We start from the raw sequence: 24,868 nt of genomic DNA, 5'->3' as shown, positions 1-24,868 counted from the left end.
GATCACTCCCGTACGGTCGTCGGCGCTCATGCGCGGCCCGCGAAGTCCGGTGGCTGGAGATTCCGCTGGACCACCAGGACCGGTTTCTGCAGTCGGTCGAGGTCCCGCGAGTCCGCCCGCAGCTTGCGCGGGCCGAGCTTGTCCTTGCGCAGGACCAGGACCTGCACCTCGAAGGTGCCGTCACGGCGCACCGTGGCAGCAGCCCCCTCGGGGGTGATGCCGATGTTCCACGTGAAACGTACGGTCGCGCCCGGCGGGTAGTCCTTGCCCCGGGCCAGTACCGGCTGCCCCGGCTTGGCCACCTGCGGTGTGACGGTCAGCGAGGGCTTCAGGACGCGCAGCCGGTCGGTGTCCTCGTTGTTGGCCGTCCGCCGGTCCGGCAGCGTGCCGCGCACGGTGGCCCGTACGTCTCCGGTGACCGCCGCGCGGTACGTCGCCGTCTGGGCCACCTCGATGCGGCCACCGGCCGGAATGGTGCACGGCTTGGCAGCCGTGCAGCGGGTGGGCGCGGGCAGGCTGCGGTCCTTCGCTCTGGACGGTTTCGGCCAGGTCGAGCCGATGACCACGCCCGTCGCCGCGTCCGGGCCCGCGTTGGTGACGATGAAGCGGGCACGGGCCGGGCGGCCCGTGTACGTACGGTCGGGGCTGACATCGACCTTCATCGCCACATCCGCCGAGGGCGGCACGGGAGCCTCCAGGACCTCGATCTCCGCCGTGTCCGTCCCCGTATTGCCCGCCGAGTCGGTCGCCGAGCAGGTCACCGTGGTGCGGCCGACCGGGAAGAGCGAACCGGAGGCGGGGGTGCAGGTCACCGGAAGCGTGCCGTCGGTGGTGTCCTGGGCGGTGGCGGTGTACGTCACGCGCGCGCCGTTCTTGTCCTTGGCCCGGACGGTCAGATCGTCCACGGTGACGACGGGCGCATCGATGTCGTTCACATCGATGTCGATCTGCTCCTGGAAGTCCGGGTCGGCCGCCGCGGCCGGCCCGATCGTCTCCGCACCGGGGACCTGGGTGCCCATCAGGAACTGGACGGTGCAGCTCAGCCGGGTGCCCTGGGGGGCGTCCGCGGCGACGTCGATGTTCTCCGCGAAGTGCGCGGTGTCCCCGCTGGTGACCTGCTGGGTGGGCGGGTCGAGGCTGACGGACAGATGCGGATCGCAGTTGTCCAGGCGGTAGCTCACGTTGGTGGGGAGGTTGCGGAACCCCTCGATGATGGCGTCCACGACGTCATTGCCCTCGATGCCTTCGATCATCCGGCCGTTGGTGGCGGCCGCCAGACGCAGGGCCTGGTCCGGCTCATGCTTTTTGTCATCGGGGTACTTGGGTATCTGGCCGTTGCCGTTGAGTCCGTCGCCCTTCTCACTGGTCAGACCGACCGCGATCAGCCGCACCCCCGCGTCCTGGAGGGCGAACTCGGCGTCGCTGAGGTAGTACTTGTAGTTGCTGGGTTCATGGCTGGATGCGTCGCCGACCAGCACGATGACCGGGCTGGAGTCAGGACGGAACACGGTCTTCCCGTCACCGCCGTTGGCCAGCTTCCACAGGGCGTAGATCCAGTCCTCGGGCGGGCCGATGCTGTAGCTGCCCATGTCGGCCTTGAGCTGGTCGACACCCGTCTGCACCTCGCCCAGGTCGTAGGTCAGCCCTTGCAGCACCTTGAAGCCCGCGTCGGGGTCCACCTGCTGGTCGCCGAAGGTGGCCACGGCGAAGCGCGAGTCCTGCTGCTCGTCGCGGATCGCCTTCGTGATCTCGGGGATCCGCTCCCTCACCCGCTGAATGGGGACATCCATACTGCCCGTGCCGTCCACCAGCAGGATCACGTCCGGTCTCGGCGGGATCGCCGGCGTACGGACCTGCTTGGCCACGCCCGTGGAGCCGCCGGGATCGACCGCGTCGGTGAACTCGGCGGGAGTGACCCAGGGCTCGGGTACGGCCACCGCCGGCGTACCGGAGGTGACGGCCGAACCGGGCGCGATGCCGGTGGCCACAAGAAGCAGCGCGAGGGCCGGGACGCGGAACGCGGTGAGTGTGCGGCGCGCGGCGGACGGCCGCGGCCCTCCCGGCCTCGACCACGGAGCCCGCGGCGCCCGCAGCGACCGCAACGCCCGCCGCGGCGGCTGGAACCAGCGCACGGAAGTCCTCCCCACCCTCGGCCCGTCGGCGTACCGGACCACACGGTCCCGTACGCACGGCCGACCCGCAGCGGTGCGGAAGTCACATCCCCGGGAAGCCGCCACTGCCCTTTCGGGCATCCGCCGCGTCCGGCGGCTCCACCACCGACGCGCACACCGGGAGGCTCAGATCAGCCCTTGCCGCATCGCGTACGCCACCGCGTGCGACCGGTTCCGCAGCTGCAGTCGAGTCATCACCGAGTGCAGCACGTTCTTGATGGTGCGCTCGGAATAGGCCAGCTTCGTCGCGATGTCCGCGGTGTCGTACCCCTCGGCGACCAGGCGCAGTACATCCACTTCGCGCGCCGCGAGACCGGTGAAGTGCAGCCCGCGCGGGCCGAGTACCTGTCCCTGGAGACGGCCCACCTCCTCCAGCAGCCTGCCCAACAGGTCGGAGGGCAGATGGCCTTCGCCCCGCGCGACCGTCCTGATGACCTGTACCAGATGTTCCGGCGTCGACTCGGAGCGCCTGACCACGCCGGCGACACCGCACTCCGCCGCGCTCACCAGCTTCTGCTCGTCGATGTCCGTGGTGACGAGAACGGCGCGCGAGGTGCTGGTGCGCTGAATGTGGCGCAGCATCGTCAGTACCTCCTCGTCGACCGTGTCCACGACGACGACCACGATCTGGGGTGAGGCGTCGCCTTCCACCCACTCCGTGACGCTGACCTCGGGCCGGGCCCGTAACTGACTGGCCACACCCGCTTGAGAGATCGGATCCTGGGCCCGTAATGCGACAGTCGTGCGCTCCATGGCAATGCTCCCCCTGAGCAACAGCCGATGGCCTCGCAGCGAACACAACCATCACGGCTGTTTCGTATGCCTCATTCGTCTGAGGCGGTCAAAAGATTCCCTCGTTTACCTGGAGGGAAACAAAAAAGCCGATCCGGGCACGGATTCTGCCCGGAAGTGTTCCTTCACGACCCATGTCGGCGCGGGACGCCGACCCTACGGTGCGGCGTATGAGTCTCACGGCAAGCCTCGACGAGTCGTCCGTCACTGCCGCACCGGGCGAGGAGACGGCCCTCCCTCTGCGGATCCTCAACTCCGGCAGCACCGTCGAGGAATACCGGTTCGAGGTGATCGGTGCGTGTGCCGCCTGGTCGACGGTGGAACCGGCGACGCTGTCCCTGTACCCGGGTGACTCCCGGACGGTCTCCCTCGTACTGCGTCCGCCCCGCGACTCGACCGTTCTCGCGGGGGAGACACCCTTCGGGATACGGGTGGTGCCCACCAGCGAGCAGGACGACACGGTGGTGCCCGAAGGGCGGGTGACCGTACTTCCCTTCACCGAGACGACCGCCGAGCTGGTGCCGCGCAGTTCGCACGGCGCCTGGCGCGGGAGGCATCAGCTCGCCGTCGACAACCGGGGGAACACACCGGCCACCGTACGGCTGGGCGCCCGGTCCGGTACGGAGCGGGCCCGGGTCGCGTTCGCCGCGGATGCGCTGGAGATCGCTCCCGGGCGGGCGGAGTTCGGGAAGCTGAGGATCCGGCCGGCGAAGCGCGTGTGGCGCGGAACGCCGGTCACGCACGCCTTCCAGGTCGTCGTCACAACGGATCTGGTGGAGGGGCAGGCACCGGCCGAACCGGCCGCACCGGTGACCCTGGACGGCTCGTACCAGCAGGAGCCGATCCTGCCACGCTGGCTTCCGCGGGCGCTCATCACCGCGGCCGTGCTGCTGATCGCGCTGGTCGGGCTCTGGTACGCGCTGCTGCGGCCGGCCGTGAAGTCGGCGGCACGGGAGGCGATCACGCCGGACGCGGTACGGTCGGCCGCCGCGGCCGACAAGAGCAAGGCCCCGGACCAGGGCTCCACAGCCGGCCCGGGATCGGGCGGCGGTGACTCCTCCGGGGCGAACGGTGGTTCACCGAGCCCCCGTCCCTCACCGGGTTCCGGCACGTCCGACGGCGGGACCGGCAACGGGTCCGGCGGTGCGTCCGAGGCCGCTCCGACCAGTGCGCAGGTGCAGGTCAGGGACTCGGTGGGCGGTGGGTCGAATACCTCGACGGCCCTGCAGGTACCCCGCGGGCACACCTTCCAGCTGACGGACATCGTGGTCCAGAACCCGCAGGGCGACGCGGGAACGCTCCTCGTCTCCACCGGTCGAAACACGCCGGTGCTCCGGCTGGCGCTGGAGAACTTCCGGGACTCCGACTACCACTTCGTGACACCGATCCTGGTGCCCGCGGGCGGCAAGGTCACGATGACCGTCGACTGCCGGAAGGTGGGCAAGCCGGTGAACGCGCCGACGCCCTCCCGGTGTGCGGAGTCGCTGTTCCTGGGCGGCACGATGCGGACGGATGCCGCGGACTGACGGCGCGCACCGCCGACGCAAACCGACGCCGGACTGGCTCCGCGGACCGCCGACGCAAACCGACGCCGGACTGGCTCCGCGGACCGACGGCGCGGACTGACGAAGAACCCGCCACGCTCAGGCGGGCGGAGCCTCTTCTTCCTCCTCGGCTCCTTCCTCCGCCCGCTGCACGAAGGAACCCTGCACATCGGCGGGTTGCTCGTCCTCGTCCTCCGTCGCCGCCCTTTGCACGGCGGGCACCGAGGCGGGGGCCGAGCCATGACCGGCCGCCCCGGTCCCGATCCCCGGAGCCGAGTCCGAAGCCGGGACGGGCGCCGGTTCCGACAGCACCCGGTCGGCGTTCGCGACGGCCTCCCGCTCGAACCGGTCGGACGGATCGCTCACCCTGATGCCGCCCGGCGCCTCCGTACCCTCCACCGGCCCGTTGCGCTGCTGGATCACATGGGTGAGCTCATGGGCCAGCGTGGTGCGGCCCTGCGGCGTGGACGGATCGTACGCGTCCCGCTGGAAGACGACGTTGTTGCCGACCGTGTACGCGTGGGCGCCCACGCCCTTCGCCGACTCGTGCGCGGCGGAGCCGGTGTGGATGCGGACGTCGGAGAAGTCCGCGCCCATCCGCCCCTCCAGATCGGTGCGGGTCTCGGTGTCCAGGGGCTGCCCACCTCCGGACGAGACCACCTCGTGCACGGGGGAGCGTTCTCCCTCCTCCTGCCGCTGGAGCATCGAGCCCACGGCGCTGTTGCCGACCGCCCGCTGGAGCGCGCTCATGCCGCCGGCGCCGACCACATCGGCCCGTCCGGCCGCCGCCGCACGGTAGAGGTGCGGGATGCCCGCGGCCTCGCGGCCCCCGGCCGTCCTCGACGCGTGCGCGGCATCGTCCTGCTCCTGCCCGTGCCCGTGGTCCCGTTCGTGGTCGTGTTCCTGGTCCCATTCCTGTGCGTGCATCGTCATCTCCCCTGACCGCGCCCCGGGTCGAAGGCGCGTCGTGATGGCCCCACCACTCCACCTTCACCACGTCTCCCTGTCCCGTCCAGCCCGGACCCTGCCGGCCAGGGGCAGCCGTCGCTGCCCCTTCGGGCATCCCCACCATTTCGCCCGGCCTCGCGAAGCCCGCCGCCCGGCCCCGACCGCCTCAACACGTCAACGCACGCTTCCTCGAAGCGTGTTCGGCGGGGATCCGACGGAGATCCGGGGGATCAGCGAAGTCGACGGCGTCTCTCCTCCGCCCGAGAGGCATCAATGCCCCGTGTACGCAGGACCGCGAAGGCCTGGATGGTGGTGCGTCCCTCCCCCGCCGCCGGCGGCCCGATCCACGACTTCGCCGCCGCTGCGTGCAACCGACCGCTCCGCAGGGCGAATCGGGGCATCGAGACCCCGTGCGCCGCAGCGATGGCGTCGAGCGCGGGCCCACCGAACGGAAGCGCACCGAGCGGTGCGGGCAGCATTCCTCTCGTCGCACGCGCATCACCACCGGTCGTGTATCCGTACACCTCCTGACCGTCCTCGGCATACGAGAAGCGAATGGTCTGCGCGGGGGCGGCGGTACCCGGACCGGCGGGAACACGGGTCCCCGCGCACCAGACCGATATCGCCCTGGTGCCGAGCGACGCCCGCGCGTCCAGGCCGGTCAGCCGGTCGCTGCCGGAAACCCCAGCGATCCGGCGACCACCGCATCGCCGTCGGCCTCCTCCTCGGCCTCCTCGGGATCGAGCAGGTCCCGGGCGGCGAACCAGTGCCTGCTCCAACTCTCCAGAAGCAACTTCCAGTTGTCGATGTCCACATCCTCCAGCCTGCCGGACGCCACTGACAGTCACCCCCGGCGGCCGCCGACCCTCGCGCCGCGGCCTCTCGCGCCCTCTCCCCCACGTCGCCTCCGCGAACGAAATCAGCGGCGAACGGCTGCATCGACGGGCCGCGGAGTGGCCGGGCCCCGCCGCCGTCGGGATGATCGACGGCATGACCAAGAGCAACAAGGACCAGGACATCACCCTGCGGATCGCCCAGGACCCCGCGGCGGACGAGCTCCTCGCACGCAGCCCGCTCGCCGCTCTGGTCGGCATGCTGCTCGACCAGCAGGTGCCGATGGAATGGGCCTTCTCCGGCCCGTACACCCTGGCCGTACGGATGGGCGGGGACGATCTGGACGCCCATGAGATCGCGGCCTACGCCCCGGAGGCCTTCACCGAACTCTTCACCGCCAAACCCGCGCTGCACCGCCATCCGGGCTCCATGGCCAAGCGGGTCCAGCAGTTGTGCCAGTACCTGGTGGCGGAGTACGACGGCGACGCGAGCGCGGTGTGGAGCGATGTCTCCACCGGGGCCGAGCTGCGCAAGCGGCTGAACGCGCTGCCGGGGTTCGGCGCGCAGAAGGCGCAGATCTTCCTGGCACTGCTGGGCAAGCAGTTCGGAGTCCGGCCGACGGGCTGGCGGGAGGCGGCCGGGCCGTACGGTGAGGCGGGCTCGCACCGGTCGGTCGCCGACATCACCGGCCCGGAATCACTCGCCGAGGTCCGCGCGTACAAGCAGCAGGCCAAGCAGGCGGCCAGGGCGGCCAAACGCGCGGACACGTAGCGGCAGCGCCCGCACCACAGGCCCTCATCGCGTGCCCGCAGCACCCCCGTCCCTCCACTTCCCCCTCCGGCGCACTCGTCACGCGCCCCTCCGCACGCCCTGCGCGCTCCGACGCACCCCAATGCACCCACTGCAGCGGCACCGTCACACCGCCGGCGCGTCCTGGACCTGCCGGGACCGGTGGCCCCGCGACGGGTTCGTGCCGGTTCAGCGTCGCCGGTGGGATCCGGACCTGCGCATCCGGCAGGCACACAACCGCCCCGGAGCAGTGCGCCCGGATCGAGAGCGGTTCCGGAGACGGCGTACCCGTCGGCGATCTCCCGTGCCTGCGGCGGCAGGACCCCGGCCCCGCCGCCGAAAGCCTCACCGGTACCCGACGCCACACCCGCACCCGACACCACACCTTCATCGGAGGCCGCACCCGCGCCCGAAGCCACACCTCCACGGGACGCCACGCCCACACCCGTACTCGCACCGTCGCTGGTGTCCGAACCAGTGCCTTCGCCCGTGCCGTCGCTGTCACTCACCAAGGCCGCCGTTCCGAAATGCCCGCTTTCATGGCGTTCTCGCGGTATCGCAGTCCCGCCCCATGGCTGCGCCCGGAGGCTCTTGCCCGGTAGGCTTTCCGTGTGATCTTCAAGCGCATCGGAAATGGGCGGCCTTATCCCGACCACGGCCGGGAAAGCACCCGGCAGTGGGCGGATGTCGCGCCGCGCCCGGTCCGCCTCGATCAGCTGGTGACCACCAAGGGCAACCTGGACCTCGAAACCCTCCTCGCCGAGGATTCGACGTTCTACGGGGACCTGTTCGCGCACGTCGTGAAGTGGCAGGGCGACCTCTATCTGGAGGACGGACTGCACCGCGCGGTCCGCGCCGCGCTTCAGCAGCGCCAGGTACTGCACGCCCGGGTGCTCGAACTCGGCTGACGGGGCGTCGTGGCAGTCTCGTCGCACGAACGGCAAGCCCTGCGGGCCCACTCCGGGTTCGTTCGGGTGCTTTCGCACTCGGACGGGTGCGATCCATTGATCATTTAGTAGGCATCATCACCGGGCCGCACTACGCTGCGCCCATGAGCATGCTCACTCCCCCCGGCATGGGCGGAAAGTACCGCATCACGGGCGACAAGTACCCGCGCATGCGCCGCCCCCGGCGTCGCGGCAAACTGATCCTCGCTGCCACCGCTTCCGTGGTTGCCCTCGGGCTGGCCGGGTGGGGCACGCTGCAGCTCATCGACGTCTTCACGGGCGGCGACCGGCAGGCCAGCGCCGCCGACCACGAGACGGACTGCCCGTCGGCCAAGCCGTCAGCACCGGCGAAGGCGCTGCCGAAGCCCGCGAAGATCACCGTCAACGTCTACAACGCGACCCCGCGCAGCGGGCTCGCCAAGAAGGCCGCGGACGAGCTCAAGAAGCGCGGCTTCACCATCGGCGAGGTGGGGAACGCCCCGGCCGCGTACGACAAGAAGGTCGCCGGTACGGGGGTGCTGCTGGGCGCTCCGTCGGCCGTGAACGGCCCGTTCCCGGTCCTCGGTACGCAGTTGCAGGGGACCGTGTCGAAGACCGACGCCCGCAGGACCGCGGACGTCGATCTGATTCTGGGTACGAAGTTCAAGGCGCTCAGCACGCCGCAGTCCGCCGCCGCGGCCCTCGCCGCCCTGGCGAAGCCTGCCCCCGCACCGTCCTGCTGACGGCGGCCGGAACGGACCCGGCGGCCGTCAGCGCGTCCCGCCCGGCCCCTGGGGCCTGTGCAGGGGGCAGGACCTGCGGTCCTTCGTCCGGACCACGGGATTACGGGGCAGCCCTCAGTCGACGGTGCCGTACATCCGGTCGCCCGCGTCACCGAGGCCCGGGACGATGTAGCCGTTCTCGTTGAGCCGCTCGTCGACCGAGGCGGTCACGACGGTCACCGGCGTACCCGCCAGCTCGCGCTCCATCACCTCGACGCCTTCGGGCGCCGCGAGCAGCACGACCGCGGTGACGTCGTCCGCACCGCGCTCGATGAGTTCCTGAATGGCCGCCACCAGCGTGCCGCCGGTGGCCAGCATCGGGTCCAGGACGTACACCTGGCGGCCCGAGAGGTCCTCCGGCATCCGCGTCGCGTACGTGGACGCCTGGAGCGTCTCCTCGTCGCGGATCATGCCCAGGAAGCCCACCTCGGCGGTCGGCAGCAGCCGCACCATGCCGTCGAGCATGCCGAGACCGGCCCGGAGGATCGGCACGACCAGGGGCCGGGGGTGCGACAGCTTCACCCCGGTCGTCGGTGTGACCGGGGTCTCGATGTCGACCTGTTCGGTGCGCACATCCCGGGTGGCCTCGTAGGCGAGCAGGGTGACCAGCTCGTCGGCGAGCCGCCGGAAGGTAGGGGAGTCGGTGCGCCTGTCGCGCAGGGTGGTGAGTTTGTGCGCGACCAGTGGGTGGTCGACGACGTGGATCCGCATGGGTTCAACAGTAACCGGGCCGCTCGCACCTCTGCGCTGGCATCAACCACACGTTCGGAGGGAAGGTGGTGGCATACGGACCCAGCCTTGGGGTGATGAGCCGATGCCGGACGGGGAAGAGCGCAAGCGGGACCAGCCGGACACGCCGGTCCCGCAGGACGCGGGGGGCCCGCAGGACCCGCAGGAGGCCGAAACGGCGCGCCGCAGGCGGCGCGCCCAATTCCTGCGCGAGCTTCATGAGGCGAAGGCGCTCCGCGACCGGGTCCAGCCACGCCGGGCCAGGGCGGCCCGGATGCGCCAGGCCATGCGGATGAGGACCTTCCGCTGGTAGGTCGGACGGCGGTCCCGTGTCCCCCTGGTGGCGGCGTCCGGGAGAACTGATGGCCGACGCAACGGCCGAACTCCTCTCGCAAAGCCCTTGTTTCTGCCACGATTCCGATGGGCGGGACGCAGGGCAGCCGGACCACCGACTGCCCTCCCGCCGGACCGACACCCCTATGACCAGTGGGAGAGTCACGGTGTACTTCGCCGCACTGCTCGCGCGCACCGAAGACGGGTGGGAAGCGAGCGACACGGAACTCGACGATGTGGAGACCCTGTCCGACCTGACGGATCTGGCCCGCGAGGCCTCGGTGGACGAGGACACGGTGCTCGTCTTCATCGAGCAGGAGGACGCCTGGTTCGGCGTCGTCCGGGTGGACGGTGAGGAGGACCCCCGAATTTTCGTCTCGGACGCCACCGCCGCCGCCCGCTCCTCGTACGGGGAGATCCTGCTCACCGATGAACTGCTCGGCCGCGAACCCGGAGCCGAGGACACCATTGCCGCCCTCGAAGAGCTCGTCGGCCTCGACGGTACGGAGGACGGCGAGCCGGACATCACCCCCGACAACGACGATGACGACGAACTCGACGCCGACGCCGTACCGGCGGGCCCGATCGGTGACACCGGGATCCTGGCCGACCTCGGGCTCCCCGAGGCCGAGCTGCTGATGCTGCGCACGGACGCACTGGTGGAGATCGCGGACGCGCTGGGCGCGGCCGAGGTCCTGGAGACCGTCCGTTAGGGTCCGCGGGTGAGCGAACCACCACACCCGCAAGGACTGCCGGAACCGCACGATCCTGTAAGAGACCCCTGGCGGGCGCACATGCGCCGCGCCCTGGCCGAGGCCGACGTGGCGGCGCGGGCCGGCGATGTGCCGGTCGGCGCCGTCGTCCTCGGCCCGGACGGCGCCCTGCTCGCCACGGGCCACAACGAACGCGAGGCGACCGGCGACCCGACCGCGCACGCCGAGATCCTCGCCCTCCGCCGGGCCGCAGCGGCGCTCGGCCGATGGCGGCTGTCCGGCTGCACCCTGGTGGTCACCCTGGAGCCCTGCACGATGTGCGCGGGCGCACTGGTGCAGTCCCGCGTGGACCGGGTGGTCTACGGGGCGCTCGACGAGAAGGCGGGCGCGGCGGGCTCGCTCTGGGACGTCGTACGCGACCGTCGGCTCAACCACCGTCCCGAGGTGATCCACGGAGTGCTGGAGGACGTCTGCGCCGCCCGGCTGACGGCGTTCTTCCGCAAGCTCTGACATTGGATTTCTGTCCACGCCCCGGGATGGTCTAAGCTCTCTCTCGGTAGCGTGTCCGAGCGGCCGAAGGAGCTCGCCTCGAAAGCGAGTGTGGGGAAACTCACCGAGGGTTCAAATCCCTCCGCTACCGCTCTTGTGAAGGGCCCGGCGCATCGCGTCGGGCCCTTCGAGTTTTCCGCGTCCGCGGATGCCGGCCGAGTCCCGGGCCCAACTGCGGGCTCCGCGGGTGCGGCTGCGGGCCCCATGGACCCGACGGCGCTCCCGCGGACATGGCTGTGGCCCCGGGCGTCGACGTCCGTCGTACCCGGGGCCACGGCCCGAAGCGTTGGTCGGGGGAAGCGGCATCGGGGGGACAAGCCGCTTCCCCCGATGAGAACAGGCCGCTCAAGCCCTCGCCGCGGTCAGGGGGAAGCTCGCAGCGAGGACCCCACAGTGAGGTCCTGTTCCTCGCCCCGTCGGTTCCTGCCCGGTCCGCGGGGCTCGCCACCCATCCTGCGGCCTCGCGGAAGCCCTGTGGGCGGACGAAGGGCCCCGATCAACAGGTCGTTGGTCCTTAAAGACGGTGTGAGTGGTCGGATACATCAGAGGGATACGGCCATGCGTGCGGATAGAATCGCCCGACTGCACGGGGATCCAAGGGGAGGCAGGGGCTGATGGTGCAAGCGAAGAAGATAGCTCTCTACGTGATAGTCGTCTTCGTGCTGTACACGATCATCACGTCCCCGGAACGGGCGGCAGATCTCGTCCAGATAGGGTTCGAGGGCGTTTCGAGTGCCGCGCAGGGCGTCGGCGACTTCATGTCCGAGCTCGTGAAGTAGGAGTTACCCCCATGATCCGCCATCTGGTCCTGTTCAAGCTGAACGACGGCGTCGAGCGGGACGACCCGCGGGTCGTCGCCGGGGCGAGGGCCTTCCAGGAGCTGGAGGGGCAGGTCCCCGAGCTGGAGTTCTGGGAGTGCGCCTGGAACATCACCGACCGGCCGATCGCGTACGACTTCGCCATCAACTCCGCGGTCTCCGACGAGGACGCCCTGAAGCGCTACATCGAGCATCCGGCCCATCAGGCCGCCGCCGGTCAGTGGCGCGAGTTCGCCACCTGGGTGATCGCCGACTATCCGTTCTGATCCGCCCGACCGTCCTGATCCGACCGGTCACCCGAGCCCCTCACCATTGCAGTGAGGGGCTTTTTTTAGTGTTTAAACCAAGTTGACCCCAACACGACGCTATACGGTGCTTGCGCACAGTGGACATGTCTTGTGATGCTATGACCGCTTTTGACGGATGAGTTGACCGAAGTTGACCGCAGAGGGGTGGCGTCACCGTGCCGGCCAGTACAGCGCCTCAAGTGCCTCCCCAGACCGCCCCGGCCGCCCCGGCCGCCCCGGCCGCCCCGGTCGCCGAAGACATCGAGACGGTCCCGGCCGAGACGCCCGACGGCACCACCGCGCCCGCCAGGACCAGGGGCGCGGACACCAGGGCGCTCACCCAGGTCCTGTTCGGACAGCTCAAGAACCTGGAGCCGGGAACCCCGGAGCACGGCCGTGTGCGGGCGGCGCTGATCGAGGCGAATCTCCCCCTGGTGCGGTACGCGGCGGCGCGCTTCCGCAGCCGCAACGAGCCGATGGAGGACGTCGTCCAGGTCGGCACGATCGGTCTGATCAACGCCATCGACCGGTTCGACCCGGAACGCGGTGTCCAGTTCCCGACCTTCGCGATGCCCACCGTCGTCGGCGAGATCAAGCGGTACTTCCGGGACAACGTACGGACCGTCCACGTCCCGCGCCGACTGCACGAGCTCTGGGTCCAGGTCACCGGCGCCACCGAGGACCTGACGACCGCTCACGGCCGCTCGCCCACCACCGCGGAGATCGCCGAACGGCTGAAGATCTCCGAGGACGAGGTACTGGCCTGCATCGAGGCCGGTCGTTCCTACCACGCGACCTCGCTGGAGGCCGCCCAGGAGGGCGACGGGCTGCCCGGACTGCTGGACCGCCTCGGCTACGAGGACCCCGCCCTCGCCGGGGTCGAGCACCGCGATCTGGTCCGGCATCTGCTCGTACAACTGCCCGAGCGCGAGCAGCGCATCCTGCTGCTGCGCTACTACAGCAACCTGACGCAGTCACAGATCAGTGCGGAACTGGGTGTCTCCCAGATGCATGTGTCAAGGCTGCTGGCCCGTAGCTTCGCCCGACTTCGATCCGCAAACAGGATCGAGGCCTAACCGGATCGAGTGCTGCGCCCGAAGTTCGTTCCGAGCGGGCGCAATTGCCCCGCACCCCCCGTTAACTGCACGGACGCCACAAAGACTTGTCGACATGTCACTACAGCGTGTTGCCGACATGTGACATTCTGCGGGAACCGCGTTTGCCGTGGCCTCGCCTCCGGTATTCAGGTGGAGGCTGCGTTCCTCCGATGGTCGCGGCTCAACGCGACCGTCCGCGACCTCAAGGGGGTGGCATGTCCGCAGAACAGGGCAGCTCGAAGGTGCTCACGCTCACGAAGAGCGCGCCCGCACCCGTTGCGCTCACCAGCTCGCCGGAAGCCATCGACACCCGCACTCTGTCCCGCTCCCTGTTCCTGCGGCTCGCCGCGCTGGGACCCGCACCGGGCCCCGACGGAACGGACAGCCCGGAGCGTGCCTACGTACGGGACACACTCATCGAGCTCAACCTCCCGCTGGTGCGCTACGCCGCGGCGCGCTTCCGCAGCCGCAACGAGCCGATGGAGGACATCGTCCAGGTCGGCACGATCGGCCTGATCAAGGCGATCGACCGGTTCGACTGCGAACGGGGCGTCGAGTTCCCCACCTTCGCGATGCCGACCGTCGTCGGGGAGATCAAGCGCTTCTTCCGCGACACCTCGTGGTCGGTGCGTGTTCCGCGCCGCCTCCAGGAGCTGCGGCTCGCGCTGACCAAGACCAGCGACGAGCTCGCCCAGAAGCTCGACCGCTCGCCGACCGTGCCCGAGCTGGCCAAGGCGCTCGGCGTCTCCGAGGAGGACGTGGTCGACGGTCTGGCCGTCGGCAACGCGTACACCGCCTCCTCGCTGGACTCCCCCTCGCCCGAGGACGACGGCGGCGAGGGCTCCCTCGCGGACCGGCTGGGTTACGAGGACTCGGCGCTGGAGGGCGTGGAGTACCGCGAGTCGCTCAAGCCGCTGCTGGCCAAGCTTCCGCCGCGCGAGCGCCAGATCATCATGCTGCGGTTCTTCGCCAACATGACCCAGTCGCAGATCGGCGAGGAGGTCGGCATCTCGCAGATGCACGTCTCGCGCCTGTTGACCCGTACGCTCGCCCAGCTCAGGGAGGGGCTCATCGCCGACTGACCGCCGTGGACCACCGCACTGCGACGCCGACGCATGGGTTCCGATTTGACGGACCGTCAGCCACACTGGCGCGATGCGACGTCAGATGCGCGACTCGACCGGCCGCCGGGGCACCCTGATCGCCGCCTCGGCGGCCGTGCTGTGTCTGGGCGGCGCACTGGCCGCCTGTGGCGGGACGGCCGACGACGGCGGCTACGCGGCGGTCGGCGCGGCGGACTCGGGCCCTCGGAAGGCTCCGACGGGTGCGGTGGCACCGTCGGGGAAGGTGACCCTGGTGCCGCTGGACCGGGACGGCCGAAACACCGGGGGCGGCGGTGGCGCCGGAGGCCGGGACGGCGGCGGGCCTGCGCCGGGTGCCACACCCGGCGGCGACGGCTCCGGCGGTACGCCCGGGGGCGACGGCTCCGGGGGCACGACCGGGAGCGACGGCTCCGGACGGGCCGGCGGCGCGGGTGGTGGGTCCGCCCGGCCGTCCGGCACTCCCGGCACGGGCGGTACGGGCAGCGGTGACGGCAGCGGCGGCGCGTCGGGACCGGGCGGGCCGGGCGGCGGCCCCACGGACCCCGCGACCCCGTCGGCACCGGGCCCCAACGCACCCGCGGGGCCTGCCGTGCTGGTGGTGGGCGCCCCCGAGCGGGCGGGCGCGTCCGAGCGCTGGTGCGAGAAGGTGACCGTCACGTTCCGCAACACCGGGGGATCACCGGCGGACGCGGGGACCGTCACCTTCGCCACGCACATCATCGGCGGGCTGGGAATCGACTGGGCGACCGTCGAGTCGTCGGCGCCGCTGCCCGCGCCGATCGACGCGGGGGCGGCACGGACGAAGACGTACACCGTCTGCGTGGACGCCTGGCGGGTGCCCCTGGGCATGCATGTCGAGACCAGGGACGTCACCGCCGTATTGAAGTGACGGGTGGATGCGGAAGGTGGAGGAGAGGCCGGTGCGCCGGGTCAGCCGAGCGCGAGCCAGGCGACCGCCGCGAGGACGACTATCACCGCGACGACGGTGACGATCACCCCGGTCCTCGGTCCGGACGAGGCAGCCGGCTGCTGCCGACGCTGCGGCTCGCCCTCGTCGACGAAGGCGCGGAACATCTGAGTGCTGCCGGCCGGGTCGTGGTTGCCCTCGGGGCCCTGCGGGGCATGGGGGTTGTGTGCCATGGGCCAGGACCCTAGCGAACTCGGAGTGGGGGCCCAACCCCCGGGTCGCTGAAGGGTCCGGACCGAAGCCGACGGCCGGCGAAGGAGGGGGTGGGCGCCCCGCACCCGTGCACACGGAAGCCCCGCACCCGTATATACGGAACGGGCAGCCCGCGGTCGCGGGGAGCGGGCACCCGAAAGCGGCGGGCAGGCCACCCGGCGCACAGCTCGAATCGGACACCCGATCGCCCCGCCTGTGGCGCGAACCACACCTGTCCCGACGCGCGCCCCACACGCTGGGCCTTTGACTCGGGCCCTACGCAGCCTTTTGCGTTCCTTTACTTATGCAAGGTCTTTTTCGTTTGCCTTCAGCAACCAACGATTCTATGGTTGCCCTAAGCAACAAGATGCACCGGTGAGATGTCTGGAGGTCCCGTGGCCGCACGGAGTCAGTACGAAGAACTGGCCCGGCAGCTCAGCGCCGTCGGAGCCGTCAAGCGAGGTCTCGCCCGCATCCTGCCCGCCGAATGTCCTGCCGGATCCGCCGCCGTGCTGGCTCTTCTCCATCAGCACGGCGAGATGCGAATCAGCAGACTGGCCGAACTGTTGGACGTCGACATGTCGGTGACCAGCCGTCATGTGGCCCATGTGGCGGAGCACGGCTGGATCGAGCGGTCCTCGGACCCGGCCGACAAGCGGTCCCGCATCCTGCGGCTGACCCCCGCCGGGGACGACGTGCTCGGTGATCTGAACCGTCGGACCACCGAAATGTTCGCCCACAACCTCTCCCACTGGTCCGACGACGAGGTCGGACAGCTCAACACGCTGTTGGCCCGGCTGCGCGACAGCTTCGCCTGTCGCGGCCCCGGAGGGTGTGCCCCCGGAAAGCACAGTGGCGACTGCCGCCCCCGGCACGCCGACAGCGACAACGACTCGCACACCCGTACACCCGTGTAACAGAAGCAAAGACAAGGAACTCAATGGCTACGACCACACCGACCGGTGTGCGGGGCGGCCACGCCAAGCACGGGGGATCAGCAGATTCCTCGTCAGGCGCGCCGATGACACACCGGCAGATCATGGAAGCACTGGCCGGGCTGATGCTCGGCATGTTTGTCGCGATCCTGTCCTCGACGGTCGTCTCCAACGCCCTGCCGGAGATCATCTCCGACCTCGGCGGCGGCCAGAGCGCCTATACCTGGGTCGTCACGGCCTCGCTGCTGGCGATGACCGCGACGACCCCCCTGTGGGGCAAGCTCTCCGACCTGTTCAGCAAGAAGCTGCTGGTCCAGATAGCCCTCGTCATCTACGTCGCGGGCTCGGTCGTCGCCGGTATGTCGACCAGCAGCGGCATGCTGATCGCCTGCCGTGTCGTCCAGGGCATCGGTGTCGGCGGCCTCTCCGCCCTGGCACAGATCGTGATGGCGGCGATGATCGCCCCGCGTGAGCGCGGTCGCTACAGCGGATACATCGGTGCGGTGTTCGCCGTCGCCACCGTCGGTGGTCCGCTGCTCGGCGGTGTCATCACGGACACCAGCTGGATGGGCTGGCGCTGGTGCTTCTACGTCGGTGTGCCGTTCGCGGTCATCGCGCTGATCGTGCTCCAGAAGACCCTGAAGCTCCCGGTCGTCAAGCGTGAGGTCAAGGTCGACTGGGCCGGCGCGTTCTTCATCAGCGCCGCCGTCTCGTTGCTGCTCCTCTGGGTGACCTTCGCGGGCGACAAGTACGACTGGCTGTCCTGGCAGACCGGCGTGATGCTCGCGGGCTCCCTGATCCTCGCGCTGGTCTTCGTCTTCATCGAGTCCCGGGCCAGCGAGCCGATCATCCCGCTGCGCCTCTTCCGCAACCGCACCATCACGCTGGCCTCGCTGGCCTCGCTGTTCGTCGGTATCGCGATGTTCGCGGGCACCGTCTTCTTCAGCCAGTACTTCCAGCTGGCGCGGGGCAAGACGCCGACGATGTCCGGTGTCATGACGATCCCGATGATCGCGGGTCTGTTCATCTCCTCGACGGTCTCCGGCCAGATCATCACCAAGACCGGCCGCTGGAAGGCCTGGCTGGTCAGCGGTGGCTTCCTGGTCACCGCCGGGCTCGGGTTGCTGGGCACCATCCGGTACGACACGACCTACTGGCACATCGCGGTCTTCATGGCCGTGATGGGTCTCGGCATCGGCATGATGATGCAGAACCTGGTGCTCGCCACGCAGAACCAGGTCGACCCGTCCGACCTCGGCTCGGCCAGCTCCGTCGTCACCTTCTTCCGTTCCCTCGGTGGTGCGATCGGCGTCTCGGCGCTGGGCGCCGTCATGGCGAACCGCGTCACCCACTACGTCAAGGAAGGTCTCGCGGAGCTCGGCCCCGAGGGCCAGGCCATGGGCCACGGCGGCACCGGCGGCGGGGGCATCCCCAACCTGGACGCGCTGCCCGCCCCGTTCCGTACCGTCGTGGAGAGCGCCTACGGGCACGGTGTCGGCGATGTCTTCCTGTTCGCCGCCCCGGCCGCGCTGATCGCCTTCCTGGTCACGATCTTCATCAAGGAGGTCGCGCTGAGGACGAGCTCCGCGAACGCAGCCCCGGCCAGCACCGAGGTCCTTGCAGAGGTCCCCGTCGAGGAGCCGGTCAGGACTCCGGCCGCCGTTGTGGCGCACGTCGCCGAGGCGACGTCCGGGGGCACCGCGGTCGACACCCTTCAGGCCCCGGTCGCCACCCTGCAGGGCACGGCCGTGCACGGTGTGGTGCGGGGCGCCGAGGGCGCACCAGTCGCCCGCGCCGCCGTCACGCTGATCTCGCTGGCCGGCCGCCAGCTGGGGCGCTCCGTCGCCCTGGCCGACGGCAGCTACGGCCTGGACGCGCCGGGCTCCGGCAGCTACGTCCTGATCGCGTCCGCCGACGGCTTCCAGCCGCAGGCGTCCACGGTGGTCGTCGGTGACGAACCGCTCGCGTACGACATCCTGCTCTCCGGTACGAGCGGCCTGGCCGGGACCGTGCGGACCGCCGAGACCGCGGCCCCGGTCGAGGGCGCCATGGTCGTCGTGACCGATGTGCGCGGCGATGTGCTGGCCACCGGCAAGTCCGGTGAGGCGGGCGAGTTCACCTTCGGTGAGCTGGTCCCCGGTTCGGTGACCGTCGCGGTGAACGCCGCCGGCTACCGTCCGCTGGCGCTGCCGGTGGAGATCGGCGGCCAGGGCGTCACCCGGATCGAGGCCGCGCTGCAGTCCGGTGCGCTGGTCCAGGGTGTCGTACGGGCCGGAGCCGGCCGTCGGCCGCTGCCGGACGCCCGGGTCACGCTGATCGACGCGGCGGGCAACGTGGTCGCCACCTCGACGACCGGGGAGGACGGGGCGTACGCCTTCGCCGACCTGGACGCGGGCGAGTACTCGGTCGTCGCGACCGGCTACCCGCCGGTGGCCGGCGCGCTGACCGTGGCCGGTCGCGGGGTCGACGGCCACGACATCGAGCTCGCCCACCCCGGCGAGTAACGACCTCGACCGAGGTCGTGATCACAGACCCCTGGCGGGTCGGCGTTCCGAGCGGAGACGCTGTACCGGCCGGTGGAAATGGGCCCCGGTGGCGGGGACGGCAGGCAGGGGACGGCCTGCCGTCCCCGCCCCGGGGCCCGACTCATTGAGTCGTTGAGCAAGGAGAGAAAACGGGATGGGACTTCGCGCACAGGTACGGACGCGGGACGGCTGGGCGGTTCAGCACGCGGTCGTGACGGTCACCGACATGACCGGCACGCAGGTGCTGCGGGCCACCGCCGACGAGGACGGGGCGGTGCGGACCGACGCTCCCCTGCAGGCCGGCGCGTACACGGTGATCGTCACGGCGGTCGGGTACGCCCCCGCCGCCTCCACCGCCCTCGTCACGGCGAGCGGGCGGGTCGAGGCCGGCACGGTGGTGCTGGCCCGCCAGGGCGGTGTGGAGCTGCCGCCGCCGGGCGCCTGGTCGCTGGACCCGGCGCACTCCTCGGTGGCCGCGGTCGCTCAGCACCTGGGGATCTCCAGCGTGCACGGCCGGTTCACCGAATTCAGCGGCCGGATCGAGATCGCGGAGGAGGTCCACCGCTCCCGGGTCGACGCCGTCATCGGCGCGGCCAGCATCGACACCGGCAACAGCATGCGGGACAAGCACCTGCGCTCGCCGGACTTCCTGGACTCGGACCGGTTCCCGGAGATCACGTACCGCTCGAACGGGCTGACCCCGGCGGGCCCGGACCGCTGGCTGGTCCACGGCGAGCTGACGATGCACGGTGTCGTGCGCCCGGTCGACCTGGACCTGAGCTACCTCGGGACGGGCCCGGACCCGTGGGGCGGAGTGCGTGCGGCGTTCAGCGCCACGGCGGAGCTGCGCCGCGAGGACTTCGCCATGAACTACAACCAGGTGGTGCAGGCCGGCATCTCGGCGATCGGTACGACGCTCCGGGTGGAGCTCGACATCCAGGCCGTGCAGGGTGAGTCCCTGCCGTCGTAGTCTGCGGACATGGCACCGAACATCGCGACGAACACCGCTGTGGAACTCGACGAGTTGCTGGCCTTCGTACGGCCCAGGCACCGGGCGATCCTGCTGACCACCCGGTCCGACGGCCGCCCCCAGGGCTCCCCCCTGACCTGTGGTGTCGACGACTCCGGCCGGATCGTCGTCTCGACCTACCCCGAACGGGCCAAGACCCGCAACGCCAGACGGGACGAGCGGGTCAGCGTGATCGTCCTGTCGGACGAGTGGAACGGACCGTGGGTGCAGATCGACGGCTCGGCCGAGGTGATCGACTCACCGGATTCGGTCGAGCCGCTCGTCGAGTACTTCCGGAACATCTCCGGGGAGCACCCGGACTGGGACGAGTACCGGGCGGCGATGGTGAAGCAGGGCAAGTCGATCATCCGGATCACTCCCGAGCGGTGGGGTCCGATCGCCACAGGCGGCTTCCCCGCCCACCTGGCGTCCGGCAGCTGACGGCTGTTCCCGGACGACTTCCCGCCGTGCCCTCCCGAACGCATGCGCACGTTCCGGCGCCGGGCCCGCTCGCGCGGGCCCGGCTGCTGGCCGCGCCGACGGTGGACGCCTCCGTCGTCCGCGAACTGGAACGCATCACCGGCCGCCCGGTGCACCGGGCTTCTTCCGGCACCACGCCGCGGGAGCCCTTCGTCCATGTCGGCGCCACGCTGCCGGACGCGCTGCGGTGCGGGTCGCTGCTGTGGTTCCACAGCGTGAACGCCGGTACGGACGCCCTGCTGGCCGCCGGACCGTGGCCATCCGGCGCGCTGCTCACCCGGACGGTGGGCCGCATGGGCGAACGCATCGCGCAGTACGTGCTGGCCTGGGTGCTCGCCGACTGTCAGTCCGTCCCCGAGTTCGCCGCCCAGCACGCACGGGCCGAGTGGCGCCGTATCCCCTCCGAACTCGCGGCCGGCCGAACAGCCCTGATCTACGGCACCGGTCGCATCGGCTCGGCCGTCGCCGCTCTGCTGCGGGGATGCGGCATCCGGACCGTGGGCGTGGCGCGCGGGACGCGCACGGCGGCGGGCTTCGACCGGGTCGTCGGGGCGGGCGAGGACGCGGGGCCGCTCGCCTCCGCGCGGTGGGTGGTCTCCACGCTGCCGCTGACCACCGGGACGGACGGCTTCTTCGGCCCGGACCGGTTCGCGGGCATGAACGGCGCCACGTTCATCAATGTCGGCCGGGGCAGAACGGTGGACATGCGGGCCCTGGAGGCCGCGCTGCGCTCCGGTGCGGTGGGGCGCGCGGTGCTCGACGTGCTGCCCGAGGAGCCCCCCTCACCGGGCGACCCCTGCTGGCGGCTGCCCCGCACGGTGATCACCTCCCACTCCGCGGGCATCACCGCGGACGAGGACATCGTCACGGACTTCGCGGCGTGCTGGGACGCGGTGGCGGAGGGGCGGGTCCCGGACACCGCCGTGGACGTGGGGCGCGGGTACTGAGGGGCGAGCGAGGTCACCCGACAGGCTCTCAGCGGTCCCGCATCGCCTCGATGCCCGCGATCAAGAGGTCCAGGGCGAAGGTGAAGTCCCGCTCGCGCATCTCCTCGACCGTGTCGCCGCCGCGGGCGTCCATCAGGTCCTGCGAGGACTCCACGATCCGGCTGAGTTGCGGCTGGCTCCGGATGGCACCCAGCGCCTGCCGGAAGAACTCGTCCTGGCTGATCCCCGACGCGACACTGCGCTGCACGAAGTGGCCCTCGATGGTGCCGAATCCGTACACGAACTGGAAGACCGCGGAGAGCGCCCCCGTCTGCTGGTGCAGTGGCAGGCCCGTCGCCCGGATCACGTCCTGGATGGCGTACGAGAACAGCATCGAGTGCGGGCCCATGTTGAGAAAGTGCCCGGCGAGCGGCGACACCCAGGCGTGCCGGATCAGCAGGTGCCGGTAGGCGGTCGCCAGTTCGCGCAGCCGGTCGTGCCAGTGCGCGTCCTCCCGAGGGGGCGCGATCTCGCTGTAGACCGCGTCGAGGGCCAGCTCCAGCAGATCGTCCTTGGTGTCCACGTACCAGTAGAGGGACATCGCGGTGACGTCCAGCTCGGCGGCGAGCCGGCGCATGGAGAACTTGGCGAGGCCCTCGGCGTCCAGCAGCCGGACCGACGCCGCGGTGATCTTCTCCCGGTCCAGACCGGCCGGCTGGTCCGATTTGCGGGCGCGCGACGGTGCCCGCTGATCCAGCCACACACTGGTCCTGGCAGGGTCCTTCATACGATCGGCCGCGGACACCATGGCACTCTCCTCGTCTTGCCGGAGGGACGGATCGGACGCGTACGCGCGCGCATGAAGCGGATTCATACGATCCGATACGCCCCCCTCGATGCTATGCCGCGGCCTCGGCCCCGGCCGAGGCCGCCCGGACGGAATCTGCCCGCTCGGCACGGCGCAGAAGCGCCGCGGCCAGCAGGCCTCCGGCCAGCACCGCCACCGCCCCGACGAGCTGGCTGGTCTCCAGTCCCGAGGCGAAGGCGTCCGTGATCCGTACCCGCTCGCCGGCATCGGTGGCCGAAGCCAGTGCGGCGGGCAGCGAGGCCGCCCCGACGGCCGCCGGCACGAGCGCCGCGAACCGGGAGTTGAGCACCGCGCCGAGCACGGCGACCCCCAGCCCGTTGCCGAATTCGGCGAGCGTGCCGTTGACTCCGGCGCCCACGCCCGCCTTCTCCGGCGGAATGGCGCTCATGATCGCGTTGGCCATGGCGGGCATGGCGAGTGCGATGCCCGCGCCCATCACGACCAGGCCGAGCAGCATGCCGCCGTAGCCGTTGCCGCCGAGCAGCGCGATCGCCGCGAGACCGGCGGCCAGCAGGCTCATCCCGGCCGCGATGGTGACCGGCGTACCCAGCTTGGGCACCAGCCTGGCGCCCAGCCCGGTGAGATTGAGCGCGACGACGCTCAGCGCCAGCGGAGCCGTCCGCAGGCCGGCCTCCAGCGCCCCGTAGCCGAGGACGAACTGGAGCTGCTGGGTGAGCAGGAACAGCGAGCCGCCCATCCCGAAGGCGACCAGGATCGCGCCCGCGACCGCGCCGATGAACTTCTGGTTCCGGAAGAAGTGCATGTCCAGCATCGGGTACGGGATGTGCAGTTCCCACAGCACGAACCCGGTCAGTACGACGACCCCGACGAAGGCGGTCAGCAGTACCTGGCCCGACGCCCAGCCGTGCGCCGGGCCGGAGATGATCGCGTACACGACGGAGGCCATGCCGATGGTGGAGAGCAGTGCGCCGAGCAGGTCGGGGCGCTCGCTGCTGGGGTTCTTGGACTCCGGGACGAGCCGGATGACGGCGACCAGGCCGATGACCGCGACCGGGATGTTGATCAGGAAGATCGCGCCCCACCAGAAGTGTTCGAGCATCACGCCGCCGATCAGCGGCCCGACGGCGAAGCCGAGGGAGCTGACGGTCGACCAGATGCCGATCGCCTTGACCCGCTCCGTGTCGTCGAAGATCTGCACGACGACGGCCAGGGTCGTCGTCATCAGCAGCGCACCGCCGATGCCCATGCCCGCACGGGCGGCGATCAACTGCGCGGACGACTGGGCCAGTCCGGCCACCAGCGAGCCGATACCGAACAGGGCGAGCCCCGCGACGAGCATCCTCCTGCGGCCGTAGCGGTCGGCGGAACTGCCCGCCGTGAGCAGCAGACCCGACTGGACCAGCGAATAGGCGTTGATCATCCACTGCACATCGGCGGTGGAGGCGTCCAGCTCCCGGGTGAGGGAGGGGATCGCGACATTGAGCACGGTGTTGTCGAGCAGCACGGTGAGCTGGGCGAGGCAGATCACTCCGAGGATCAGCCAGCGCTGCGGGTGGCTCGGCGGCGAGAGGTGTTTCTGCTCGGCGGCGGTCGCCGTCATGCGGACTCCTGATGCCTTATACGGTGTACGAGTAAGAGACGTACACCGTATAGCCACCCCTGTACGGTGTACAGCTCATTTCCGCGCGGTACCGTGCTCGCCGCTGATCCGACAAGGACTGGAGTGGTATGTCACTGCGTCGTCGTACGGTGGAAGTACTCATCGCAGCGGGCCTGTCGGGGACCGCTCTCGCGCCTCCCGCGTCGGCCGCCGGGCAGGAGCACACGGTGCCGCTGCGCGTGGCCACGTACAACATCCATGCGGGTGCCGGCATGGACAATGTCTTCGACCTCGACCGGCAGACCGCCGAACTGCGTTCGCTGGACGCAGATGTGATCGGGCTGCAGGAGGTCGACGCCCACTGGGGCACCCGCAGCGAGTGGCGCGATCTGGCGGGAGAGCTGGCGGAGCGGCTGCACATGCGGGTCTCGTTCGCCCCGATCTACAGCCTGGGTCCGGTGACCCCCGGCGCGCCCCGGCGCGAGTTCGGGGTCGCGGTGCTGTCCAGATACCGGATCGTGAGCGCCGAGAACCATGAGATCACCCGGCTCTCCACCCAGGACCCGAACCCCGTACCGGCCCCGGCGCCCGGCTTCGGCGAGGTGGTCCTGCGGGTGCAGGGGCTGCCCGTGCACGTGTACGTGACGCACCTCGACTACCGCGGCGACCCTTCCGTACGGACCGCACAGGTCGCCGACACCCGCCGGATCATGGCCGAGGACAGCGCCCCCGGCCGACAGCGGGTGCGGCAGATCCTGCTCGGTGACTTCAACGCGGCGCCGACCGCACCCGAACTCGCCCCGCTGTGGGAGGAACTGACCGACATCGAGCCCGGCGCGCCGACGTACCCGGCGCAGGACCCGGTGCAGCGGATCGACTACGTGGCCGTGTCGAAGGATTCCGTAGGGGTGCGCGACGCGGCGGTGGCCGAGACACTCGCCTCGGACCACCGCCCGGTCGTCGCGGATCTGCTGCTGCGCCGTTGAGCCG

General features: G+C 70.6%; 26 protein-coding genes and 1 tRNA gene. 19 read left to right on the top strand and 8 right to left on the bottom strand.

The features are described 5' to 3' along the window. Window positions 1–26: 26 nt before the first annotated feature. Window positions 27–2,132, bottom strand: a complete 2,106-nt coding sequence (locus ACIOHC_RS28390; RefSeq protein WP_365688517.1) for an HYR domain-containing protein — start codon at window positions 2,130–2,132, stop codon at window positions 27–29. A gap of 165 nt (window positions 2,133–2,297) precedes the next feature. Continuing rightward, the gene (locus tag ACIOHC_RS28385; RefSeq protein ID WP_351081680.1) at window positions 2,298–2,924 is read right to left on the bottom strand and encodes a response regulator transcription factor; all 627 of its coding nucleotides are present in this window, start codon (window positions 2,922–2,924) and stop codon (window positions 2,298–2,300) included. Between the two features lie 209 nt (window positions 2,925–3,133). On the opposite strand from ACIOHC_RS28385, the gene ACIOHC_RS28380 reads away from it, so the two are divergent. Next, window positions 3,134–4,489: a hypothetical protein gene (locus ACIOHC_RS28380; protein WP_351081682.1), complete on the top strand. Its 1,356-nt coding sequence runs from the start codon at window positions 3,134–3,136 to the stop codon at window positions 4,487–4,489. Window positions 4,490–4,606: 117 nt separating this feature from the next. Here ACIOHC_RS28380 and ACIOHC_RS28375 read toward each other — a convergent pair whose 3' ends face one another. Together ACIOHC_RS28375 and ACIOHC_RS28370 are read right to left on the bottom strand one after the other, a co-directional pair. After that, window positions 4,607–5,440 (bottom strand): DUF4157 domain-containing protein, encoded by an 834-nt coding sequence (locus ACIOHC_RS28375; protein ID WP_351081684.1) that lies wholly within the window; start codon window positions 5,438–5,440, stop codon window positions 4,607–4,609. A 676-nt stretch (window positions 5,441–6,116) separates the two neighbouring features. Next, window positions 6,117–6,269 (bottom strand): hypothetical protein, encoded by a 153-nt coding sequence (locus tag ACIOHC_RS28370; protein WP_401844494.1) that lies wholly within the window; start codon window positions 6,267–6,269, stop codon window positions 6,117–6,119. Between the two features lie 176 nt (window positions 6,270–6,445). Here ACIOHC_RS28370 and ACIOHC_RS28365 point away from each other — a divergent pair, with 176 nt between their 5' ends. From ACIOHC_RS28365 to ACIOHC_RS28355, 3 genes are all read left to right on the top strand, one after another. Beyond that, the gene (locus ACIOHC_RS28365) at window positions 6,446–7,060 is read left to right on the top strand and encodes an HhH-GPD-type base excision DNA repair protein (protein ID WP_401844493.1); all 615 of its coding nucleotides are present in this window, start codon (window positions 6,446–6,448) and stop codon (window positions 7,058–7,060) included. A 629-nt stretch (window positions 7,061–7,689) separates the two neighbouring features. Next, window positions 7,690–7,986 (top strand): type II toxin-antitoxin system VapB family antitoxin, encoded by a 297-nt coding sequence (locus ACIOHC_RS28360; RefSeq protein ID WP_072488263.1) that lies wholly within the window; start codon window positions 7,690–7,692, stop codon window positions 7,984–7,986. A gap of 167 nt (window positions 7,987–8,153) precedes the next feature. Further along, a complete protein-coding gene (locus ACIOHC_RS28355; RefSeq protein WP_351081709.1) occupies window positions 8,154–8,747 on the top strand; it encodes a LytR C-terminal domain-containing protein in 594 nt (197 codons plus the stop codon). Between the two features lie 114 nt (window positions 8,748–8,861). Here the strand turns inward: ACIOHC_RS28355 and upp are convergent, their stop codons facing one another. Next, window positions 8,862–9,497: a uracil phosphoribosyltransferase gene (gene upp, locus ACIOHC_RS28350; protein WP_351081690.1), complete on the bottom strand. Its 636-nt coding sequence runs from the start codon at window positions 9,495–9,497 to the stop codon at window positions 8,862–8,864. A gap of 103 nt (window positions 9,498–9,600) precedes the next feature. Between upp and ACIOHC_RS28345 the strand changes: the two genes are divergently transcribed. The 9 genes from ACIOHC_RS28345 (at window position 9,601) to ACIOHC_RS28305 (ending at window position 15,304) form a co-directional block, all read left to right on the top strand. Beyond that, window positions 9,601–9,828 (top strand): hypothetical protein, encoded by a 228-nt coding sequence (locus ACIOHC_RS28345; protein ID WP_351081692.1) that lies wholly within the window; start codon window positions 9,601–9,603, stop codon window positions 9,826–9,828. 187 nt (window positions 9,829–10,015) lie between these two features. Next, the gene (locus tag ACIOHC_RS28340; RefSeq protein ID WP_401844584.1) at window positions 10,016–10,561 is read left to right on the top strand and encodes a hypothetical protein; all 546 of its coding nucleotides are present in this window, start codon (window positions 10,016–10,018) and stop codon (window positions 10,559–10,561) included. Between the two features lie 81 nt (window positions 10,562–10,642). Next, window positions 10,643–11,071, top strand: a complete 429-nt coding sequence (gene tadA / locus ACIOHC_RS28335) for a tRNA adenosine(34) deaminase TadA (protein ID WP_351081713.1) — start codon at window positions 10,643–10,645, stop codon at window positions 11,069–11,071. Window positions 11,072–11,116: 45 nt separating this feature from the next. After that, a tRNA-Ser gene (locus tag ACIOHC_RS28330) sits at window positions 11,117–11,201 on the top strand. 523 nt (window positions 11,202–11,724) lie between these two features. Then, complete coding sequence (locus tag ACIOHC_RS28325; protein WP_351081694.1) at window positions 11,725–11,889, top strand: hypothetical protein; 165 nt, start codon at window positions 11,725–11,727, stop codon at window positions 11,887–11,889. An 11-nt stretch (window positions 11,890–11,900) separates the two neighbouring features. After that, window positions 11,901–12,194 (top strand): Dabb family protein, encoded by a 294-nt coding sequence (locus ACIOHC_RS28320; RefSeq protein ID WP_389638024.1) that lies wholly within the window; start codon window positions 11,901–11,903, stop codon window positions 12,192–12,194. A gap of 221 nt (window positions 12,195–12,415) precedes the next feature. After that, window positions 12,416–13,291 (top strand): RNA polymerase sigma factor SigF, encoded by an 876-nt coding sequence (locus ACIOHC_RS28315; RefSeq protein ID WP_389638025.1) that lies wholly within the window; start codon window positions 12,416–12,418, stop codon window positions 13,289–13,291. Between the two features lie 236 nt (window positions 13,292–13,527). Beyond that, window positions 13,528–14,394 (top strand): RNA polymerase sigma factor SigF, encoded by an 867-nt coding sequence (locus ACIOHC_RS28310; protein ID WP_351081700.1) that lies wholly within the window; start codon window positions 13,528–13,530, stop codon window positions 14,392–14,394. 73 nt (window positions 14,395–14,467) lie between these two features. After that, window positions 14,468–15,304, top strand: a complete 837-nt coding sequence (locus ACIOHC_RS28305) for a hypothetical protein (protein WP_401844490.1) — start codon at window positions 14,468–14,470, stop codon at window positions 15,302–15,304. Between the two features lie 41 nt (window positions 15,305–15,345). Here the strand turns inward: ACIOHC_RS28305 and ACIOHC_RS28300 are convergent, their stop codons facing one another. Then, entirely contained in the window at window positions 15,346–15,555 is a 210-nt protein-coding gene (locus tag ACIOHC_RS28300; RefSeq protein ID WP_351081702.1) for a hypothetical protein, read from the bottom strand. 414 nt (window positions 15,556–15,969) lie between these two features. Between ACIOHC_RS28300 and ACIOHC_RS28295 the strand changes: the two genes are divergently transcribed. The 5 genes from ACIOHC_RS28295 (at window position 15,970) to ACIOHC_RS28275 (ending at window position 21,470) form a co-directional block, all read left to right on the top strand. Further along, complete coding sequence (locus ACIOHC_RS28295) at window positions 15,970–16,491, top strand: MarR family winged helix-turn-helix transcriptional regulator (RefSeq protein ID WP_351081703.1); 522 nt, start codon at window positions 15,970–15,972, stop codon at window positions 16,489–16,491. A 23-nt stretch (window positions 16,492–16,514) separates the two neighbouring features. Beyond that, window positions 16,515–19,013, top strand: a complete 2,499-nt coding sequence (locus ACIOHC_RS28290) for an MFS transporter (protein ID WP_389638027.1) — start codon at window positions 16,515–16,517, stop codon at window positions 19,011–19,013. A 175-nt stretch (window positions 19,014–19,188) separates the two neighbouring features. Beyond that, a complete protein-coding gene (locus tag ACIOHC_RS28285; RefSeq protein ID WP_351076150.1) occupies window positions 19,189–20,004 on the top strand; it encodes a YceI family protein in 816 nt (271 codons plus the stop codon). A gap of 9 nt (window positions 20,005–20,013) precedes the next feature. After that, window positions 20,014–20,484, top strand: coding sequence for a PPOX class F420-dependent oxidoreductase (locus ACIOHC_RS28280; RefSeq protein WP_351076153.1), 471 nt, complete (start codon window positions 20,014–20,016; stop codon window positions 20,482–20,484). Between the two features lie 26 nt (window positions 20,485–20,510). Then, window positions 20,511–21,470: an NAD(P)-dependent oxidoreductase gene (locus tag ACIOHC_RS28275; protein WP_401844484.1), complete on the top strand. Its 960-nt coding sequence runs from the start codon at window positions 20,511–20,513 to the stop codon at window positions 21,468–21,470. A 28-nt stretch (window positions 21,471–21,498) separates the two neighbouring features. On the opposite strand, the gene ACIOHC_RS28270 is transcribed toward ACIOHC_RS28275, so the two are convergent. Both ACIOHC_RS28270 and ACIOHC_RS28265 read right to left on the bottom strand, forming a co-directional pair. Then, on the bottom strand, window positions 21,499–22,257 hold the full coding sequence (locus ACIOHC_RS28270; RefSeq protein WP_351076155.1) for a TetR/AcrR family transcriptional regulator: 759 nt from the start codon (window positions 22,255–22,257) through the stop codon (window positions 21,499–21,501). 91 nt (window positions 22,258–22,348) lie between these two features. Beyond that, window positions 22,349–23,878, bottom strand: a complete 1,530-nt coding sequence (locus ACIOHC_RS28265) for an MFS transporter (RefSeq protein ID WP_351076158.1) — start codon at window positions 23,876–23,878, stop codon at window positions 22,349–22,351. A gap of 128 nt (window positions 23,879–24,006) precedes the next feature. Here ACIOHC_RS28265 and ACIOHC_RS28260 point away from each other — a divergent pair, with 128 nt between their 5' ends. Next, on the top strand, window positions 24,007–24,864 hold the full coding sequence (locus ACIOHC_RS28260; RefSeq protein WP_401844482.1) for an endonuclease/exonuclease/phosphatase family protein: 858 nt from the start codon (window positions 24,007–24,009) through the stop codon (window positions 24,862–24,864). Window positions 24,865–24,868 lie beyond the last annotated feature (4 nt).

It is taken from the genome of Streptomyces sp. NPDC088252, assembly GCF_044740965.1.
Classification (GTDB): domain Bacteria; phylum Actinomycetota; class Actinomycetes; order Streptomycetales; family Streptomycetaceae; genus Streptomyces.
This window is presented reverse-complemented; position numbering and strand designations above follow the sequence as displayed.

Bases quoted from the DNA above. Each gene is read 5' to 3' on its own strand.
- ACIOHC_RS28385 (WP_351081680.1), bottom strand. From the start codon at position 2,924: ATGGAGCGCACGACTGTCGCATTACGGGCCCAGGATCCGATCTCTCAA.
- ACIOHC_RS28380 (WP_351081682.1), top strand. From the start codon at position 3,134: ATGAGTCTCACGGCAAGCCTCGACGAGTCGTCCGTCACTGCCGCACCG.
- ACIOHC_RS28375 (WP_351081684.1), bottom strand. From the start codon at position 5,440: ATGACGATGCACGCACAGGAATGGGACCAGGAACACGACCACGAACGG.
- ACIOHC_RS28365 (WP_401844493.1), top strand. From the start codon at position 6,446: ATGACCAAGAGCAACAAGGACCAGGACATCACCCTGCGGATCGCCCAG.
- ACIOHC_RS28355 (WP_351081709.1), top strand. From the start codon at position 8,154: ATGGGCGGAAAGTACCGCATCACGGGCGACAAGTACCCGCGCATGCGC.
- upp (WP_351081690.1), bottom strand. From the start codon at position 9,497: ATGCGGATCCACGTCGTCGACCACCCACTGGTCGCGCACAAACTCACC.
- ACIOHC_RS28345 (WP_351081692.1), top strand. From the start codon at position 9,601: ATGCCGGACGGGGAAGAGCGCAAGCGGGACCAGCCGGACACGCCGGTC.
- tadA (WP_351081713.1), top strand. From the start codon at position 10,643: ATGCGCCGCGCCCTGGCCGAGGCCGACGTGGCGGCGCGGGCCGGCGAT.
- ACIOHC_RS28325 (WP_351081694.1), top strand. From the start codon at position 11,725: ATGGTGCAAGCGAAGAAGATAGCTCTCTACGTGATAGTCGTCTTCGTG.
- ACIOHC_RS28320 (WP_389638024.1), top strand. From the start codon at position 11,901: ATGATCCGCCATCTGGTCCTGTTCAAGCTGAACGACGGCGTCGAGCGG.
- ACIOHC_RS28310 (WP_351081700.1), top strand. From the start codon at position 13,528: ATGTCCGCAGAACAGGGCAGCTCGAAGGTGCTCACGCTCACGAAGAGC.
- ACIOHC_RS28305 (WP_401844490.1), top strand. From the start codon at position 14,468: ATGCGACGTCAGATGCGCGACTCGACCGGCCGCCGGGGCACCCTGATC.
- ACIOHC_RS28300 (WP_351081702.1), bottom strand. From the start codon at position 15,555: ATGGCACACAACCCCCATGCCCCGCAGGGCCCCGAGGGCAACCACGAC.
- ACIOHC_RS28290 (WP_389638027.1), top strand. From the start codon at position 16,515: ATGGCTACGACCACACCGACCGGTGTGCGGGGCGGCCACGCCAAGCAC.
- ACIOHC_RS28285 (WP_351076150.1), top strand. From the start codon at position 19,189: ATGGGACTTCGCGCACAGGTACGGACGCGGGACGGCTGGGCGGTTCAG.
- ACIOHC_RS28280 (WP_351076153.1), top strand. From the start codon at position 20,014: ATGGCACCGAACATCGCGACGAACACCGCTGTGGAACTCGACGAGTTG.
- ACIOHC_RS28270 (WP_351076155.1), bottom strand. From the start codon at position 22,257: ATGGTGTCCGCGGCCGATCGTATGAAGGACCCTGCCAGGACCAGTGTG.
- ACIOHC_RS28265 (WP_351076158.1), bottom strand. From the start codon at position 23,878: ATGACGGCGACCGCCGCCGAGCAGAAACACCTCTCGCCGCCGAGCCAC.
- ACIOHC_RS28260 (WP_401844482.1), top strand. From the start codon at position 24,007: ATGTCACTGCGTCGTCGTACGGTGGAAGTACTCATCGCAGCGGGCCTG.